The sequence below is a fragment of the Clostridium pacaense genome (assembly GCF_020709765.2).
GTDB classification, from domain to species: Bacteria; Bacillota; Clostridia; order Lachnospirales; family Lachnospiraceae; genus Enterocloster; species Enterocloster hominis.
The window spans coordinates 199,100-215,527 of sequence record NZ_JAJFEB020000001.1; the positions used below are offsets into that span (position 1 = coordinate 199,100).

The window sequence follows — 16,428 nt, forward strand, 5'->3', positions numbered from 1 at the left end:
TAGCTGCCAACCTTTTTGATTGAAGGGGAGGGCAGGATGATGGGAGGGTGCAAAAAGGCCGTCCATTAGAAAGTAGGTGTTCACATGAAAGTCATTTATAAATACATTCTTATGAATGTTAGAGAAAGAAAAACGCGGACCCTTGTGATGCTGTTATCCATTTTGCTTTCCACTACCCTGTTGTTTGTATCATTTTCCATAGGCGCGTCATATGAAAGTGCACAGCGGAAATTGGCGCGGGGGGCAGCCGGCAGTGCAACGGTTTCTGTAACCGCAGTAAATGGGGGGATAGACATCGGAATCATTCCAGAATTGCCTGGCATCCGGACGGTTGCAGGAGTGATGGAAGGCTCGGCCCTCTATCATGAAAACGGCTATTATGAAACCGTTGACCTGATTGCTGCCGACTTAAACCAGCTAAGTAAGATCAATCCTCCCCGTCTTGCAAACGGTGGCGGAATCACGGATTTTATCGGGAATCAGGTCATCCTTCCAGACCGTTTTACCTCAAAATATAAAATTGAAACGGGCGATGCCATTACGCTTCAGATAGAAGGGAAAACGGTGTCTCTGGAAGTTGCGGAAATTGCCGCTTATGATACAATTTTTCTCCGCCATACGAGAGGAGCTACTGCCCTTGTGCCTTTGGCCACATTGTCCGGATTATTAGGCAGTACTGAAGGTTATACAAAAATTTTAATAGAGCCTGCAGAGGGAACTTCCACTGCTGATTTAAAAAATGAATTGGCAGCAATGCTGCCTGACGGGGAATACCGGGTTTCCGAAGTGGTCAACGAGGCGCAGGTTTCCGCAGATGCACGGCAAAAATCCATGCCGTTTTTCCTGATCAGCTTCTTTTCCATGACAATGAGTATTTTTATCATTTATGGCAGCTATAAGGTTATTACCTTAGACCGCTTACCGGTAATCGGCACCTTCCGAAGCATTGGCGCAACGCAAAAAGCCGTAACCCGCATTCTTCTATTAGAAAGTATGCTGTATGGTGTGACAGGCGGCCTGATTGGGATTCCCGTTGGCGCATTGGCCCTGAAACTGCTTTTACAGGGGATGGACCAATCTCTTTCCCAGGGAATCCAGATTCCTGTCATAATCCCGGCATACAGTATCCTGTTTTCCTTTGCCGCCGCAGTCATTGTCTCATTGCTTTCCGCATGGCTTCCTGTGCGCCGGGCCAGCAGATTACCGATTAAGGATGTAGTGTTGGGCCATGTGGAAGAAAACCATATCCCCAGGCGTTTTATCATAGGCGCCGGAACCGTACTTTTTGCAGCCTCAATCATCCTTCCAAAGCTGGTATCTGGAAAGGCACTTTACCTAGCTGGCGGAATCTCCCTGCTGGGGCTGATTGCCGCCGCAATCCTAACCGTTCCGCTGATGACGGACCTGATTTCCAGAGGCCTGGAAGTAATCTATTGCGCTGTTTTGGGAAACGTGGGCAGGCTTGCCGCCCGTAATATGCGGGATAACAAAAATACTGCCCAGAATATAACATTGCTGTTTATCAGTATTTCCGCCGTGATTGCCATTACGAATGTTGGTAACTTTGTAACAACCTATGTGGGCGACGTATTCCGGGACGCAGAGCTGCAGGGCTTTGCGGATGGAACGATGGGACCGGAATTTGTGGAGCAGGTTAAGGAAATGGAGGGAATTGAAAAAGTGCTGCCGCTCTATGTTTACAAAAACCAAATGAAGGCAGACGGCACGATGTTGAGCCGCTTGGAGGCAACCGACAACCTGGTCTGGTACGGCTCCATGATGGGGCTCCATTATACGGAAAAGGACATGGAGGAACAGGCTCTTTCAGCGTTTTCCGATGAACGGGTTATTTTGTTCAGCGAGGCATGTTTGGAACGTACCGGACGTTCCGTAGGGGATGCCATCACCCTGACTGGCGCTGCCGGACAAAATGATTACCGGATTGTGGGGAGTTTCAAATCAAGGGCCACGGACGTGGAAGCGGTGATTTCTTCCACTAACGCGGTTTCCGATTTTAACTCATCCAGCTATGACTTCCTCGCCTACACTGCCGCCGACCCGGACGCCATAATGGTACAGATCCGAGGCCTATTTGGTAAAACCGCAAATTGGAGCCGGACAGTGGAGGAATTTAATGCGGACGCGCTGTCAACCGTAAGCGCCTTTTTACAACCCATGCACAATATGATTTATTTCATCCTGCTGTTGGCAGCCGTGGGAGTAATCAATAATCTGCTTATCAACTACATGCAAAAACGGCGTAGCATTGCCATGTATAAGTCGGTGGGACTTTCCAATTGCCAAAATGTCAAACTGACCCTGATTGAAGGTTTCTCCGCCGGGCTGATTGGTTCGGTCATTGCTATTTTTGTTTCCTATATGGAAATTCAGACAATCTTCCTTGTAGCGGGTCCCAAAATTGCGATGACGCCGGAACTGGACGCCTCCACTTTTTTGACCGCTGGCGGCATGGGAATCATCATTACCCTGATTGGTTCCGTTGTCCCTATCCTTAAGAGCCGCAGCATGAAACTGGTGGAGGAAATCAAATTTGAATGAACAGGAAGACAGGAGGTCTATTCAATGAAACAGAGCATCCGCAATATTGCCGTGGAAGGAAAACATATCGTAAAGGATTTTCGTCTTGGCACCACAACAATAAAAGTGCTCAAAGATGTTTCGTTACAGGTTATGCAGGGGGAATTTGTGTCAATCATGGGTCCATCCGGCTCCGGAAAAAGCACGCTGCTTTATATTCTTGGGGGACTGGATACCCCGACCAGCGGCCGCGTCCTCTTGGACGGCACTGACATTTCCTTTTTGGGGGATGAAAAAATGAGCCGCATCAGGCGGCAGAAGATTGGTTTCGTCTTTCAATTTTACAATCTCATTCCCAACCTGAGTGTCGAGGAAAACATCATGCTGCCATTGCTATTGGACGGCAAAAAGATGGGCAGCTGTAAAGGCAGGCTGGAACAGATTTTGAGGGTTACCGGCCTGTCTGACCGACGCAGTCATACGCCCCGTGAGTTATCCGGCGGCCAGCAGCAACGTGTGGCAATTGCCCGCGCTTTGATTGGTAATCCGGAAATTTTATTTGCAGACGAACCCACGGGAAACCTGGACAGCAGGACCGGGGGTGAAATCTTGGCCCTGCTGCAAAAAATCAATCAGGACATTGGCCAGACAATCATCATGGTAACGCACTCCCAGGAAGCAGCAAAAAGCAGCTCCCGGGTGATTACTGTCCAGGATGGCATGATTATTCAGATAGGCTGATGGATCCTACTTCTCCCTCAGCCTCACCTTATTCCGTGCACTGCGCCTGCGTTCATCCTCCAGGGCCGCATAATGGCGCTTTGTGGTATTCACATCTGAGTGGCCGAGGACATCCGCCACCAGGTAGATATCCCCGGTCTCACGGTACAGGTTGGTGCCATACGTACTCCGGAGTTTATGGGGGGTAATGGGTTTCAGGGGTGAGACAATCCTGGCATACTTTTTCACCAGGTTCTCCACACTGCGCACCGCCATGCGTCTGCGCTGAAGGGAGAGGAAGAGGGCATCTTCATGGCCCTTTTCCGGGATGATGCGGTCCCGTTCTTCCAGATAGTCCAAAAGTGCATCCTCCACCTCGGTCCCAAAATATACAGTCACTTCTTTTCCGCCTTTGCGGTAAATGCGGATTCCCCCATTCTTAAAGTCTATGTCGGCAATATTAAGCCCCACACATTCAGAGACACGGATTCCCGTGCCAAGCAGAAGGGTAAGCAGCGCCAGGTCACGGACCTTTGTCTTCTGGTGGTAGCTTTTCTGCTTATCCGTTAATTTTTCCCCCTGTTCCACTTCATCTAAAAGAAGGGCTACCTCATCAATATCCAGGCGGATGATTTCCTTTTCATGGAGTTTGGGAAGCTGCACGAGGGCAGCAGGGTTATTTTTAATGCGCTCATTGCGGTAAAAATAATTATAAAAACTTTTCAGGGAGGAAATCTTTCTCATGATTCCCCGTTCTTTATTCATCACTTCCTGCTTTTTGTCATTGAAGCGGTACTTAAGGTATTCCATATATTCCTCAAAATCCGTGACCGACAGCTGGTCCAGATGTTCCAGGGTAATGTCCCTTATCTCCAGCTTGGACAGCACGGGATTCTCCCGGTGCAGGAAATCAAAGAATACGTGAAGGTCATAGGCGTATGCAATCCGGGTCCTGGATGAAGTCCTGGGCTCGATGCCGCGGAAAAAATCACCGCAAAAGGGCGGCAGATCCTTGACCAATCCCCGCAGCTTTAATATATTTTCCCTGTCTATCTGTTCATGGTATGATAAATTACTCATTAAAAGCAATGCCTCACTTGTCAGTTGTTGTGTTCAGATACCGTTCTTCATACTCATCCGTGGAAATAGGCCTGCTGAACAGGAATCCCTGTGCCAGACCCACGCCGCAGGAGCGCAGGGTTGAAAACTGTTCCTCTGTTTCAATTCCTTCAGCCACCATGTCAATTCCCAGTTTGGTACAGATTTCCGAAATGGATTCCACAATCGCCTTTGTCTTAGGATTGACGGAGATATTATCAATCATGCTCTTATCCAGTTTCAGGACATCAAATTCCACCTCTGACAGAAGGGCCAGATTCGCGTACTCGGTACCGAAATCATCAATGGCAACCGTAAATCCCGCCTGGCGCAGCTTTGAAATCAGATGCTTAATATCCAAATCTTCCATGTCATGTACCCTTTCCGTAACTTCAATCTGCATATATCCGGGAGAGATATGGTAGGAACTGCAGATAGCAGTAAGCTGCTCAACAAAGGAGGGCTGCATCAGGGACGCAGTGGAAAAGTTCACGGAAACAGGAAACGCCTGCCTGCCCTCATCAATCCATCCCTTCAGCTTTGCACAGACAAACCGGAACACATAAAAGTCAATGAGACTGATGGACTCCGCCTCCTCCAGGAGCGGAAGGAAATTTCCCGGAAGTACCAGCGTATCCGAGTTGGAACGGTAGCGGATAAGGGCCTCGGCGCCTACCGGCGAACGGTCAGAGGAGGAAATCTTAGGCTGCAGATAAACCACGAAATGGTTCTGGTCAATTTCCTTCTGGAGCACGGACGGGTCTGCCAGGTGCAGGATTTCATCACTGTGATGGCGGTACCGGTGGGAAAAAGGATGTGTGCGGTAAAATTCCTTTTTATCTTCATACATTTCAGCATCCGCATTGGCAATGATCTGGCTTAGATTCTCAACCTTTTCCGTCCATTGGGAACCGATGGCCGCCTGATAATGAGGGTCATTCTGGAATTGGGCCTTCAATTCCCGAAGCTTGCTGAAAAAAACATCCTTTTTCATACAGGGGCAGATAATGACAAACTCATCGCCGCCTATCCGGTAAAAATCAGCTCCCATGAATACTGACTTCATACGCCTGGCGCATTCCACAAGAACCTTATCGCCATATTCATGTCCGTACTGGTCATTGATATCCTTTAGCCCATTCACATCCAGATAAGCGATGCCAACCGGTTTGCCTGTATGGGCCAGGGCATTTGTGTCTTCTATGTAACGGTTCCTGTTGTAAAAGGAGGTAAGCGTATCAAAATAACTCATATGTGACAGCTGCCTCTGGCTTTCCGCATGGCGGCGGGCCAGAAGGAGGAAATAACACAGTGTCTGAAGCAGCGGGGCGATATTCATGATCCGGTCCGGAGGAGGATTGTCAACACCGAGATATCCAAGCAGTTTTCCATCCTCCTCCAAAGGGGCTGCCACAAGACTGGATATGGACTGACCGTGCAGTACCTCATATTCATCTGGTTCTGACTCCTTAATCTGCTCCAAATCCTTTATGATGATACATTCCTTCCGGTTGAAATAGGTAATCCACCTCTCAATCAGTGAAAGCGGCAGCTCCTGCAGATAATCTTTCTGAGGTGATATCCCATCCGCACACCACTCATAATCATTGTACATCAGGCCATCCCTGATGTATATGATATAGGTACGGTCCGCTGAAAGGAAGCTTCCGAACAGACGCAGTACCTGTGTTGTGGTTTCCACGATATCATTCTGCTGGTATAAAGCGCTGATACAGTTGGTTACCATTTTTTCAGCATCCAATGTAAACTTCAGCTGCTGCTTTTCCTTTTCAGACTCAGTGGTATCAAATGCGATTTCCATTCTGGCCGGCCGGTTTTCCCATTCAATCAGGCGGTCCTTCAGGATGTAATGACGTCTGGTCAAAGGATTGGTAAATTCCCATGTATAATTCTCGCCTTCCTTCAGAAGATGGGTGGTGCAGAATTCACAGGGCGCATCCTTTCCCTGAAGGACCCGGTAGCATTTCTTCCCCTCCAGTGAATCCACGTGGAAGGTTTCCATGCCTGTCTTATTAAGGAACAACAGATCATAGTTCTCAACATCTGAAATATAGATGAGTTCCGATATATCATTCATAGGTCCCCGAAGGCCTTCTGCCATACGGGACAGGTGTTCCTTCCTTTTCCTGTTTTCTTCTTCCGCTTTCTGAAGTTCCTTCTGGCGTTTTGCCTGATTCGCACTATATATGTATAATAAAATCATGAGCAGCACAAAGGCACAGTTCAGGATGAACATGCTCTTTTCTGCAGAACGTACACTTTTTTCAGAAAACACTTCCGCTGTAACCACGGTCTGGTCCGCCAATCCGAAAAACGCTTCACTGTCCTCGAAAAGAGTATCCGTATCCCCTCCCGCACGTACAAGATAAATTTCCTCTTTCAGCTGTTCCCAGTCATCGCGCATCCTGACAATCAGCTCCTGGAACTCCTCACTGTCCAGGCGCGTAAGTCCGTGCTCCCCATGCCCGGTCTGCAGTTCCTCCAGGATACCTTCTATCTGCCCAATCAGCGCATCATTGGGCGAATGGTTTAATTCCTGTTTTATCAGACGCTGTGTGGCTCCACGGACCACACCGGCATAGTTTATGACCTTGGCATTCCCCTGCAGGTTATGGATGAAGAAGAGTGAGACCAGGCTTGAAACAAGAAGGGCCGCGGTCAATATGATTGGAAATATTTTCTTTTGCATGTGTACCTCCAGATTAAAATATAGCTAATAATCCATTCTTATAATCATAACAAATTGGGAGATAAAGTCAATAAGAACCCAAAACATTCTGCCGCAAAGCAGATATGTGAGAGAAATCAGTGTTGGTATAATTCATTATATTGTAAAAAAATAGTAAAACACTATTGACAGAGGGTATGTATAATGGGTATAACATGACAAGCTACAGATGAAGTGGCGAAGATACATGAAATGAGGGAGGAACGATATGAAAGAAAGAATCTGCTTATACCTGACGGCATTTTTTATGATCATGGGGTTGTCGGCATGCGCGGAAGGGACAGATGGGGTAGCCGCAGATACCGGGGAGATGACAGGAACTGTGGTAACAGAAACTGCGGCAACAGGAACTGCGGTAGAACGCAATTATGATGAATCTAAATTGGCGGGTACGGAGATGGGCAATACACAGACAGTGGCGGCGGAAGAGGATTGGAGGACAAGGGATTCTCAGGAGTCAGCAGGACAGGATGAGGATTTACAGGCCTATCGGGATTTTATGGCTAAATACCATATGAATGGCATCAACAGTACATTGCTGGCTGACCTAACCGGGGACGGCCGAGACGAACTTATCGTGGTCAGCAGTCAGGTCATGGATGGAGATGGTAAGCCACTGGACGAAGATTCGGAGATAGCAAAGGAGGCGAGAAAACATGATGAAGACTTGGGGCAGACAATGTTCGAAATTCGCAATACAGTGACTGAGCACCCATCTGTTTCCGCCTACCCCAGTATTGGCTATACCGGTTTCAATTCCATGATTGAAATTAACGTTTATACCAGGCGTGAGGAAACAAATACAATTGAATGTCTGTATGAATCCTGGGCCGCCTATCCCCATCCAGGCTGGAACTGGCTTTATCTGTACCATGAGAATGGCAGGGACTACCTGATGCAGTTTTCACCAATAATGTGGCAGGGCAGGGGCAGCTATATATATAAGATATTTTCCCTGTCAGACACAGGGGAAGAGCGTACATATCGGTGCGGGGAGGAAAACTATGGAACGGTTGATGTTGATGAGGAGCAGCAGAAACCGTTGTGGGAGCGGATGCATCTGTTCCTGAACCAGGTAGATACATACCGCATGAACAGTATTCCATTGGTGGAAATCGGTAACGATTATTTCGGTGGGGAATACGACTCCCTCAATGGCCGGGATTACAATTATGTGATTATGTGTGATGAGTTGGGGTATGACATTAATGAGTAGGCTCAGAAGGAATCGGGCAGGAACACCTTAATGAACACCTGTCAATTTTATGAACCCTATGCTATAATTAGGACATTGACTATTATTCAGGAAAGATTAAAGGGGAATTTGGGTATGGAAAAGACGGATCAGCAGATTTACGAGGAGTTTGCTTCCCAGCTCTGCCAGTGGGGAGAAAACGGGACCGCGCCTGTGACGGGAAACCAGGATATCAGTTACGGCCTGGAGCTTCAGGAAAAACGCCTGCAAAAGCATCACACCAAAATGGAGTTCCGGCTGACGAAACGGCAGGTCCGGCAAGGAACGGCTGCCACAGCTGTTTTTTCCGATACGCGCTATACCAACAAGCTGGTCTGGAATGCGTTTCACAGAGAAACGGATTATTATAGGGATGGAAAAAAATGTCTGACCGTCGGGGATGATGAACAGCTCTATACCGTCATAACCTGGCTCAACAATCAGGAAGATATCCAGACATCTTATGTCTGCCCCAACTGCGGCGCAATCAGCGCCGTGGGTGTTTTGCTGGAGGGATGTCCTTACTGCCACACCCGTTTTTTTATGTCAGACCTGTTTCCGAAGGTCACAAACTATTATTTTCTTCCGGATTACGGGATGGGAGAGCAGGAAGCCAGGAACCGTGTCGGTAAATGGATGGCGGCAGGAGGGGCAATCAGCTTTTTGCTCCGTCTGCCGGGGTTGGTCTTGGACATGATTCATGGGGAAAATCTGTTTCTTCTGCTTATAGCCCTGGTCTTCACCGTGGGAGTCGGCGCGGTGTTCGGATATTTCGCGCTGTCCATCCGCCTTCTGGTGCGGGTGTTCGGCGGAGCTTTTAAGATGGCGCCCAGAGCCGCAGGCCAGATATCGGCCAAGAAACGTCTGACGGATTTTATGAAGCAGTTTGATCCGGGATTTACATTTGAATATTTCTTCGGTAAGGTACAGGGATTGCTGAAAATTCTCATTTTTACCGATGACAGGAGCAGGCTCGCCGTGTACGACGGCCCGGAATTTGACGGCAGCGGGCTTGATAATATTGTGGATGCCCAGTTTGACGGCGCCGTCAGCCTGAACGGCAGCCGTATCGAAGGGGAATACTGCCATCTGGACCTGAATGTGTATATGACAGACGTGTACTGCCAAGGCGGCGGATTAAAGCGGACATCCGATTGCTTTCAGGTGGGGTTATGCCGGAATATCAGCCGCCCCCAGGACTACGGTTTTTCTGTCAAAAAGGTGAGCTGTAGGAACTGCGGCGCCAGCTTCGATGCCACCAAAGAGCGGTTCTGCCCTTTCTGCAGGACTCGCTATGAACTGCGCGAGGATGACTGGGTGATTACGTTTATCCGAAAGCGGTAGAGGACGGAACGGAATGGAGTGAATGGAACGAAAAACGTTAACTATTCGTTAAAGTTCCATATTGCAAATAATTGACGGCCCAGGAATGACTATGAGTGGGACCATTGTTTGCAAAGGTTCGGTTTAACGAATAGTTTTCAATCTACAAATTACAAGTATTATAGGATACCATCTAAAACATAAGATTCTGTACAATATCAGAGGATTGTATCAGTTGCCATTCGTAATCATCCAGAAGTTCCTGTAGCGCAGTAACATCTAACCAGCGTCAGAAGAGGATGCAACGGACATACAGACACCACCTTTATTCAATTTTTTTCATAATGGATTCAATACAGATATCTGATAGATAACATAGATTTTCCACTAACTATTCGTTAAAGTGGTCACTTTCACGAGTAATTGACGGCCCACGAATGTTGCATGAGTGGGACGGACATTAGTTGTGAAAGTGCAGTTTAGCGAATAGTTATCAATCTACAAATATTATCAGGATACCATCAAAAACATAAGATTCCTTAACATCATTGTTACCAAAACGCTTAATGCAGGATTGAGCAAGACCACCACCCAGGTAATCAATACCACCACCTCGCAGACGTTTCCTAATCGATATCTGGCCTATATAGTTCAGGCCAGTAAGCACCATATCAAGCGGCATACAGTCAACCCCCCATACATTCAGCCATTGCCATATTATACAATGACTTATTCATACGGTTCAGACCATTTTCCAGATTATCTTCTACAAATTCAAGGCTACCACCATCAGCCAGGATGACAGCGGCGAGAGTGGGCATAACCTGTCTTTTTATCCAAGTTTTCTTATCCTCCAAAGACTTTTCAAATTTCGGCACTGTTATTTTCAAGGACGAAATGCCATTGATAAAATCAACCCAAAGAGGATATATGGAGCACCGGGAACGGTTTGAATCGTCAAGTTCTATCATCCTTATGTAATGACTAAGAACACCAACGGCAACAACACCCAACGATAAATCAGAAAGAATCAATTTTACGACATTGACCGCCCTTTCGTTTTTAAGTTCAAGTTCCCAACGTGTCCACGGTGTATCAATACGGGAACCAGAATCAACAAGCTTACGATTGCGTTCCATCTGCTTATCATATACTCTAAGGAAGATATCACTGGTACGACTACCGAAATAGACAGTATGACCAGATTTCCTACCAGGAGCATCCCAGTCCTCAAAGTTACGGACATTACGGGTTTTAGTGACAATCTGTGTATTGGAATACAGAGCATATACATCATCCGTAGAAAAGTACCTACATCCGATATCATCCACAGCAATATCAAGCCGTGTAACATGACCATTATCCACAATACATTCAAGTAATGCTTTCATAAACGTACTATCAAAATCTATGTCATACCCCTCACCAAAAGGAGTATTTATCTTCAATGTTTCTGAGAAGCTACGGACAAGTTCACCTATGGCAGAGCCAGCCACGTCTATATGTATACCCATGTCCGGGTTACCATCGCACAGCACGCTGAGCGAGTAGCCATTGAGCCGGAACATGGTCTTATAGCCACGCGCGCCCCTTGGCATCCGTGTGAAATCCTCCATCACGTAGCCGAACATATCCAGCACGTCCACAACATCAGCCGTTGACATGACCGTGAACGACAGCCAGTCAACGGATACGACTAACCCGTTATCCAGGGTTATTAAGTTTCCTTCCATCCCAACCTCCACTGTATTTAGTACCCCCGTATTACCCTACGGGGGTTTTACAAGCCATCCCTAGCCAGGGATAGCGCAACGCAGGCGCATATACGCCTATCGGCTACCATGACGAATGATAACCACTGACTGACCTGGCACTGTGAGCAGACAAAGGAATGCGGGAAACCCCCAGCAAAGGGGCTGACCGGAACACAGGGGAACCAGCCAGCAAAGAAGAGTGAAAAGCAAAAAATCACTTGCAGACTACCAAGTCACAGACATAGCCACGGTTATTATATTCAACATCAACCATCATCCCCGGACGAATCTCAGCAACAGCCTTAATACCAAGGTTATCACTGACAAAGATAGAAGATACTGACTCACCTTCTACCTGGGCATCCTTGAATGAGGAATGTAACGTAACCCCCTTCACAGGGTTACCAGTCTTACGGCTGATATAATCAACAGCCTGAATACCTAAAACCTTAACTTTCATATCAAATACCTTCCTTTCATTATGCTATTGTCAACGTACCGCCCAGGGCGTTTGCATCAACCTGGGAGGGCAGTATTTCTGCCTAAAACCATCCGTCAGTTTCTCGATAGCCACTGACAAACAGACCGAACCAACAAAAAATCCTTTCCTCTGTGTTTCATGGGCTTGGAACCATCCACCAATCAAGGGGGCCACATTAAAGGGGAAGGGGCTAGGCCCCTTGCTCCACTATATTGTTAAGTTCGTCCCAAAGTGACGTAAGCTGAACAAATGAATCCGTTGCCTTGGCAATAGCATCAGCATCACCAGAATGGAACGCCTCCACCAGCTTACTGCTGGCAACATCCTTATAGCCTTGGAAAACCTGTTTCTCCTTTTTCGTCATGTCATTTTTCCCCTTTCAAAACTGCTATCAATCTGTTATACTTACCTTGGATTACCAGACCAGACCGTCTAGTGAAAATCCATATCTATCTTGTAACTATAGTATAGCACACTTGTGACATAGTGTATATAGGCACTTGTGACAAAGTGTGTATTGATTTTTTGTACACTTGTGACAAAGTGTACAAGAGGATACAAAAATGGGAGATTTTAACAAACAAAAGTATGATAATCAATACGCAAAAGAAAATTATGACCGATGCATATTTAACGTACCAAAAGGCCAGAAAGCAGTAATAGAAACGCACTGGAGAGCGAAAGGATATAAGTCCCTGAACGCCTACGTCAATGACCTGATAACAAGGGACATGGAGAGGGCAGGAGAGAAGCAGGGTATCCATGTCCAGAACAGCAACGGAGTGGTCATTGGCGATAATAACAAAGGCGTGGTAGTAGGAGATATAAACGGTAACATAAACATACAATAATAATCATCCCCCTCCAGCAATTCCATACAGTAGCAGGGGGGGGGGTATATTTTTGACGATTTTTTTACGGATTATCTATGCAGTACTGATGTGGGAATACACAGCCCACGTGTGCGCAATCCTCATATTATTAATCATCATAAGGGCCATGTACAGGAGTATGAAGGATGAATCAGACTGATATTGGGGCATCATCACAAGGAGGGGGAAGCACAGCCAGTCCCTGCGGTTCGGTCGCGCCATCCGGGCAGACCGGGCAGTCGCTCGGCGTGGCCCCCACGCCCCCTTCCTCGCGCCTGTCCGCCCTGTCCAGCAGGGCAAACGTATCATAGATACTGTAGTACCTTTTCCTGCACTGGAAGAACTCACTGCCGACCTTCTCTTTCATGGGATACCAGACCTTGACCTTGATGAAAAGGTTAGTAGGGGAGAGCAGGAGACAGGACAGGAATATACCCTTCAGCCCCATGTTGTTGACCTTCCGATGGATGTATTCGTACTCTATCAATCCCCGTACCTGCCTATCCAGCATCCGGTCAAACTGGGCGCACAGGATGATAAAGAAACCGAAGTGACGGTGCATGGTAAAGAACCAGTTCCAGCGGTCACGGCCCTTGGCAGACCAGTCACGTGCATTGAACAATAACTGGGCCTCGTCAATCACCAGGAGGATGCTGTCCTCCCTGCATGGACGGCCTGAAAAGTATGTCCTGGAAAAGGCCACCAATTCATCCGGATTAAGCTCACCGTTTGGAACAAAATGGATATCCTTCCTGCGCCTGACACGGATGTTATCCTCGTTGAGCGGGAAGTTACAGATGATAGGCGCGCCACGCCTACACCAGTTATAGATGGTCCTGGCAGTGTCCAGGGACTTACCGCTACCGGGCGTGCCGGAATATAACACAATCACACAGACACACCCCCTTAATCAATCGCATTGACCGTGCGCAGGATGGCACTGACAACATAATACAGACCGATTGCAGTCCCCCATGCAGTGAGGATTGCAATGAAATCACTCACTGGCACGAAGTAGTTGAAGAAGCTTATATACGGTATCGATGCAATGCTGTCAATGAATCCCCGGAACGGGGAATCAGGCAGTAAATCAATGGCTATCGACATCATATAGCTTAACGCCTTAAATACAACTGACATATCATCCTACCCCCTTATCATGTCACGCGTGACGGATATCAGACCAGCAATAAACAACAGGTCGAGCATAGTCCTAAGTATCTTAACAGCGGCATCCCAATCAGACATATCGACCACAAAGGTATGCGCATAATCAAACGATTGATAGTGTATCTCAAAGGGCAGTTCAAAGTGTGGTACTTCGACTGATGCATTCATTGCCTTGACCAGATATATCACGTCAAACGGGATACAGAACGGGAACTTATCGGCAATGGATGACGGCATCTTCATGTCCTCTAAGTCCTTGTCACTGTCCTCAGGTTCAAGCTTCTTATCGAACATGGCTTCAATCGCCATGGGGATGGCTTCGACCTTCGCAAGGATAGCCGCAAGGGTCGCCTTGGTTTCCGTGTCCTCACCTTCCCCGGTCGTTGCCGATTCCGTAGGCAGTACAACATCATTCCCCCAGCCAATCACTAAGCCAGCTTCCTTGAGTGCGGCTTCCAACTCGTCAATCCTATCCATGGCATCATCCAGACGTTCCAGCAGTTCAGCGGCATCCACCCCAGACTGAGGTAAGGTTATAACGGATGGCACAACCTTGACTTCCGTGGTCTGCGCCTGTTGGTTGACATTGGACACAGGAAGCCCCTGGCCTACCTTGTTATATACATCCTGCATAGACTGGTCAGCAACATATGAATCAGCGGCGGCCTTGTTCGCAAAGACAGGAAATGGAAGTTTGTGAATTGCTTCAGATGGGAGATAAAAGGCCCCGTCATTCGTATACTGTCTTGTGTCGTTGGATACAATACCGTTCGTCCGCTTATAGGAGTAAAACCAAGTAAAAACCTGCATGGAACGGGATTCACCGATATACGGGGCGATACCGTATATATACCGGGCGCGCAACAACCATCTGCCCTGGGCAGAATCATAAGACTCAAGATAGGCATAGGGTTTATGGAGCGGAGAGAAATCCACAGGATAATAATAGTTATATACCCATGTCACGTTACTGTCATTATAGGGAGTCTGGTAGGAACCAAGGACAGCCTGATATTGACCAGGACCGGGTTTACCCTTAAGGGCAATTTCCTGGAACGGAGTAAACATCTTGATATAATCCAATGCATCCGTGCCATAAGACGAGAATGTCTTAAGATACCCCTGTATACTCGCTGTAACATCAGCGGCAGTCCCCCTGACACCATCATACCAGCCATTCAGGATACCCTTGCCAAGCGGGACTTCCTTGCCGCCGGAACCAGACCAGTCAAGTTGCATCCAGTCCGTAAGGGTGCCTGCGTTCTCAATTGCTTTCTGCTTCAGGGCTTCCGTTTCAGCATTATGGGACAGGTCATACAGGTACTGGCTGTAACTGCCAAGTTCCCCCCGTTCCCCCTGTTCGAGATAGTCGTTATAATCCGACCACTTACCAAGCCAGGAATTAACTGACGTCAAAGGCACGTCAAGCCCATTCGCCGACAGAAGGGTGCTGAAAACATATTCAGCAACCGTGGGGACAGCAGGAGCCGCAAGGGCCGTCAGTGGGAACACGGACAGCAACAGGAGAGAGAGAAGAACACATACAAACCGCTTAAAAACAAGCATATCATTACCCCTTTCAAAATGGATTGGGACAGCCATCCCTATGACGACTGTCCCAATACAGATTAATTACGCCTTTCCAGCAATACGCTTGAACACCTTAAGTCCGATTGTAATCACCAGGCTCACGCCGACCAGCGGCAAAGCAATCGGTATCACACCGTTGATTGCGGCGGACGCACTGGACGCAATGGAAGTGCACGCAGACAGTAATGGGTCGGCGGCTTCGTCAGCCGCAAAGGATGTAACCGTGCCAAGCAGGAGAGGGGCGGCAACCGCCATACCACCAACCGCGCAACGTGCAACACAAACCTTGTCCTCAAATCTCTCTTTCATAGTCATAATTTCTTTCTCCTTTTTTAATTAGATTTTTTTAAATATATTGATAACCGCCTGGACACCCAAACCTGCCAGCATGGGTAGGCATCCAAACAGGAAACCAGCGCCTACATACGGGGCATACATCATCAACAGACCTTCAACCGTCATATCAAAACCCCCCTGTTCATAAGTCCGACCAATGTGATTACCACAAAGGCCGAAACCAGCATAAGGACCAACAAATCATCACCATTGTAACGCATAGCATCAACCCCTTAAGAAACGGCTGAATATAGAGCATAACAGGCAACCCAGAATCAGCGCGAGAAGGAAATCAGCGCACAGAAGAAGCTGTACGATATCAGACGTGTTCTGTGCAGTCTGATAGATACTTGCATTATCAACGGACGTATCCAATGATTCCGACTGCATCACCTGCCATTCGTAATCATCCAGCATTTCCTGTAGCGCAGTAACATCATAACCAGCATCAGAAGAGGATGCAACGGACATACAGACACCACCTTTATTCAATTTTATTCAATATGGATTTAATGATAGATTATCTGATAGATAACATAGATTTTCCACTAACTATTCGTTAA

18 protein-coding genes are annotated in these 16,428 nt (G+C 47.5%); 6 read left to right on the forward strand and 12 right to left on the reverse strand.

Going from position 1 to position 16,428, the window contains the following annotated elements:
• The first annotated feature begins 111 nt into the window (after positions 1-111).
• Positions 112-2,559 carry an FtsX-like permease family protein gene (locus tag LK536_RS30580; RefSeq protein ID WP_506092015.1) on the forward strand — a complete coding sequence of 816 codons (2,448 nt, stop codon included), beginning with the start codon at positions 112-114 and terminating at the stop codon, positions 2,557-2,559.
• 24 nt (positions 2,560-2,583) lie between these two features.
• Positions 2,584-3,279, forward strand: coding sequence for an ABC transporter ATP-binding protein (locus tag LK536_RS30585; RefSeq protein WP_227794865.1), 696 nt, complete (start codon positions 2,584-2,586; stop codon positions 3,277-3,279).
• Positions 3,280-3,285: 6 nt separating this feature from the next.
• Here LK536_RS30585 and LK536_RS30590 read toward each other — a convergent pair whose 3' ends face one another.
• Positions 3,286-4,338 (reverse strand): tyrosine-type recombinase/integrase, encoded by a 1,053-nt coding sequence (locus LK536_RS30590; protein ID WP_008725740.1) that lies wholly within the window; start codon positions 4,336-4,338, stop codon positions 3,286-3,288.
• 13 nt (positions 4,339-4,351) lie between these two features.
• Positions 4,352-7,066, reverse strand: coding sequence for a sensor domain-containing phosphodiesterase (locus tag LK536_RS30595; protein ID WP_008725739.1), 2,715 nt, complete (start codon positions 7,064-7,066; stop codon positions 4,352-4,354).
• A gap of 247 nt (positions 7,067-7,313) precedes the next feature.
• Between LK536_RS30595 and LK536_RS30600 the strand changes: the two genes are divergently transcribed.
• Together LK536_RS30600 and LK536_RS30605 are read left to right on the forward strand one after the other, a co-directional pair.
• Positions 7,314-8,321, forward strand: coding sequence for a hypothetical protein (locus LK536_RS30600; RefSeq protein ID WP_227794866.1), 1,008 nt, complete (start codon positions 7,314-7,316; stop codon positions 8,319-8,321).
• Positions 8,322-8,435: 114 nt separating this feature from the next.
• Positions 8,436-9,683: a hypothetical protein gene (locus tag LK536_RS30605; RefSeq protein ID WP_227794867.1), complete on the forward strand. Its 1,248-nt coding sequence runs from the start codon at positions 8,436-8,438 to the stop codon at positions 9,681-9,683.
• A 472-nt stretch (positions 9,684-10,155) separates the two neighbouring features.
• On the opposite strand, the gene LK536_RS30610 is transcribed toward LK536_RS30605, so the two are convergent.
• From LK536_RS30610 to LK536_RS30625, 4 genes are all read right to left on the reverse strand, one after another.
• The gene (locus LK536_RS30610) at positions 10,156-10,344 is read right to left on the reverse strand and encodes a hypothetical protein (RefSeq protein WP_227794868.1); all 189 of its coding nucleotides are present in this window, start codon (positions 10,342-10,344) and stop codon (positions 10,156-10,158) included.
• Between the two features lie 4 nt (positions 10,345-10,348).
• Positions 10,349-11,395: a replication initiation factor domain-containing protein gene (locus tag LK536_RS30615; RefSeq protein WP_227794869.1), complete on the reverse strand. Its 1,047-nt coding sequence runs from the start codon at positions 11,393-11,395 to the stop codon at positions 10,349-10,351.
• Between the two features lie 235 nt (positions 11,396-11,630).
• Entirely contained in the window at positions 11,631-11,876 is a 246-nt protein-coding gene (locus LK536_RS30620; protein WP_227794870.1) for a hypothetical protein, read from the reverse strand.
• 211 nt (positions 11,877-12,087) lie between these two features.
• Entirely contained in the window at positions 12,088-12,261 is a 174-nt protein-coding gene (locus LK536_RS30625; protein WP_227794871.1) for a hypothetical protein, read from the reverse strand.
• A 199-nt stretch (positions 12,262-12,460) separates the two neighbouring features.
• Here LK536_RS30625 and LK536_RS30630 point away from each other — a divergent pair, with 199 nt between their 5' ends.
• Positions 12,461-12,748, forward strand: coding sequence for a hypothetical protein (locus LK536_RS30630; protein WP_227794872.1), 288 nt, complete (start codon positions 12,461-12,463; stop codon positions 12,746-12,748).
• Between the two features lie 52 nt (positions 12,749-12,800).
• Positions 12,801-12,929 (forward strand): hypothetical protein, encoded by a 129-nt coding sequence (locus tag LK536_RS30635; RefSeq protein WP_268886847.1) that lies wholly within the window; start codon positions 12,801-12,803, stop codon positions 12,927-12,929.
• Here the strand turns inward: LK536_RS30635 and LK536_RS30640 are convergent.
• The 6 genes from LK536_RS30640 to LK536_RS30665 all read right to left on the reverse strand — a co-directional run bounded on the left by LK536_RS30640 (position 12,921) and on the right by LK536_RS30665 (position 16,336).
• The gene (locus LK536_RS30640) at positions 12,921-13,661 is read right to left on the reverse strand and encodes a zonular occludens toxin domain-containing protein (protein ID WP_227794873.1); all 741 of its coding nucleotides are present in this window, start codon (positions 13,659-13,661) and stop codon (positions 12,921-12,923) included. The two genes, LK536_RS30635 and LK536_RS30640, sit on opposite strands and share 9 nt — an antisense overlap.
• Before the next feature lie 14 nt (positions 13,662-13,675).
• Positions 13,676-13,909 (reverse strand): hypothetical protein, encoded by a 234-nt coding sequence (locus LK536_RS30645; protein WP_227794874.1) that lies wholly within the window; start codon positions 13,907-13,909, stop codon positions 13,676-13,678.
• A 6-nt stretch (positions 13,910-13,915) separates the two neighbouring features.
• Positions 13,916-15,505 (reverse strand): hypothetical protein, encoded by a 1,590-nt coding sequence (locus tag LK536_RS30650; RefSeq protein WP_227794875.1) that lies wholly within the window; start codon positions 15,503-15,505, stop codon positions 13,916-13,918.
• 66 nt (positions 15,506-15,571) lie between these two features.
• On the reverse strand, positions 15,572-15,844 hold the full coding sequence (locus tag LK536_RS30655) for a hypothetical protein (RefSeq protein ID WP_227794876.1): 273 nt from the start codon (positions 15,842-15,844) through the stop codon (positions 15,572-15,574).
• Positions 15,845-15,865: 21 nt separating this feature from the next.
• Positions 15,866-15,991: a hypothetical protein gene (locus LK536_RS30660; protein WP_268886848.1), complete on the reverse strand. Its 126-nt coding sequence runs from the start codon at positions 15,989-15,991 to the stop codon at positions 15,866-15,868.
• 99 nt (positions 15,992-16,090) lie between these two features.
• Complete coding sequence (locus tag LK536_RS30665) at positions 16,091-16,336, reverse strand: hypothetical protein (protein ID WP_227794877.1); 246 nt, start codon at positions 16,334-16,336, stop codon at positions 16,091-16,093.
• Between the last annotated feature and the right edge of the window lie 92 nt (positions 16,337-16,428).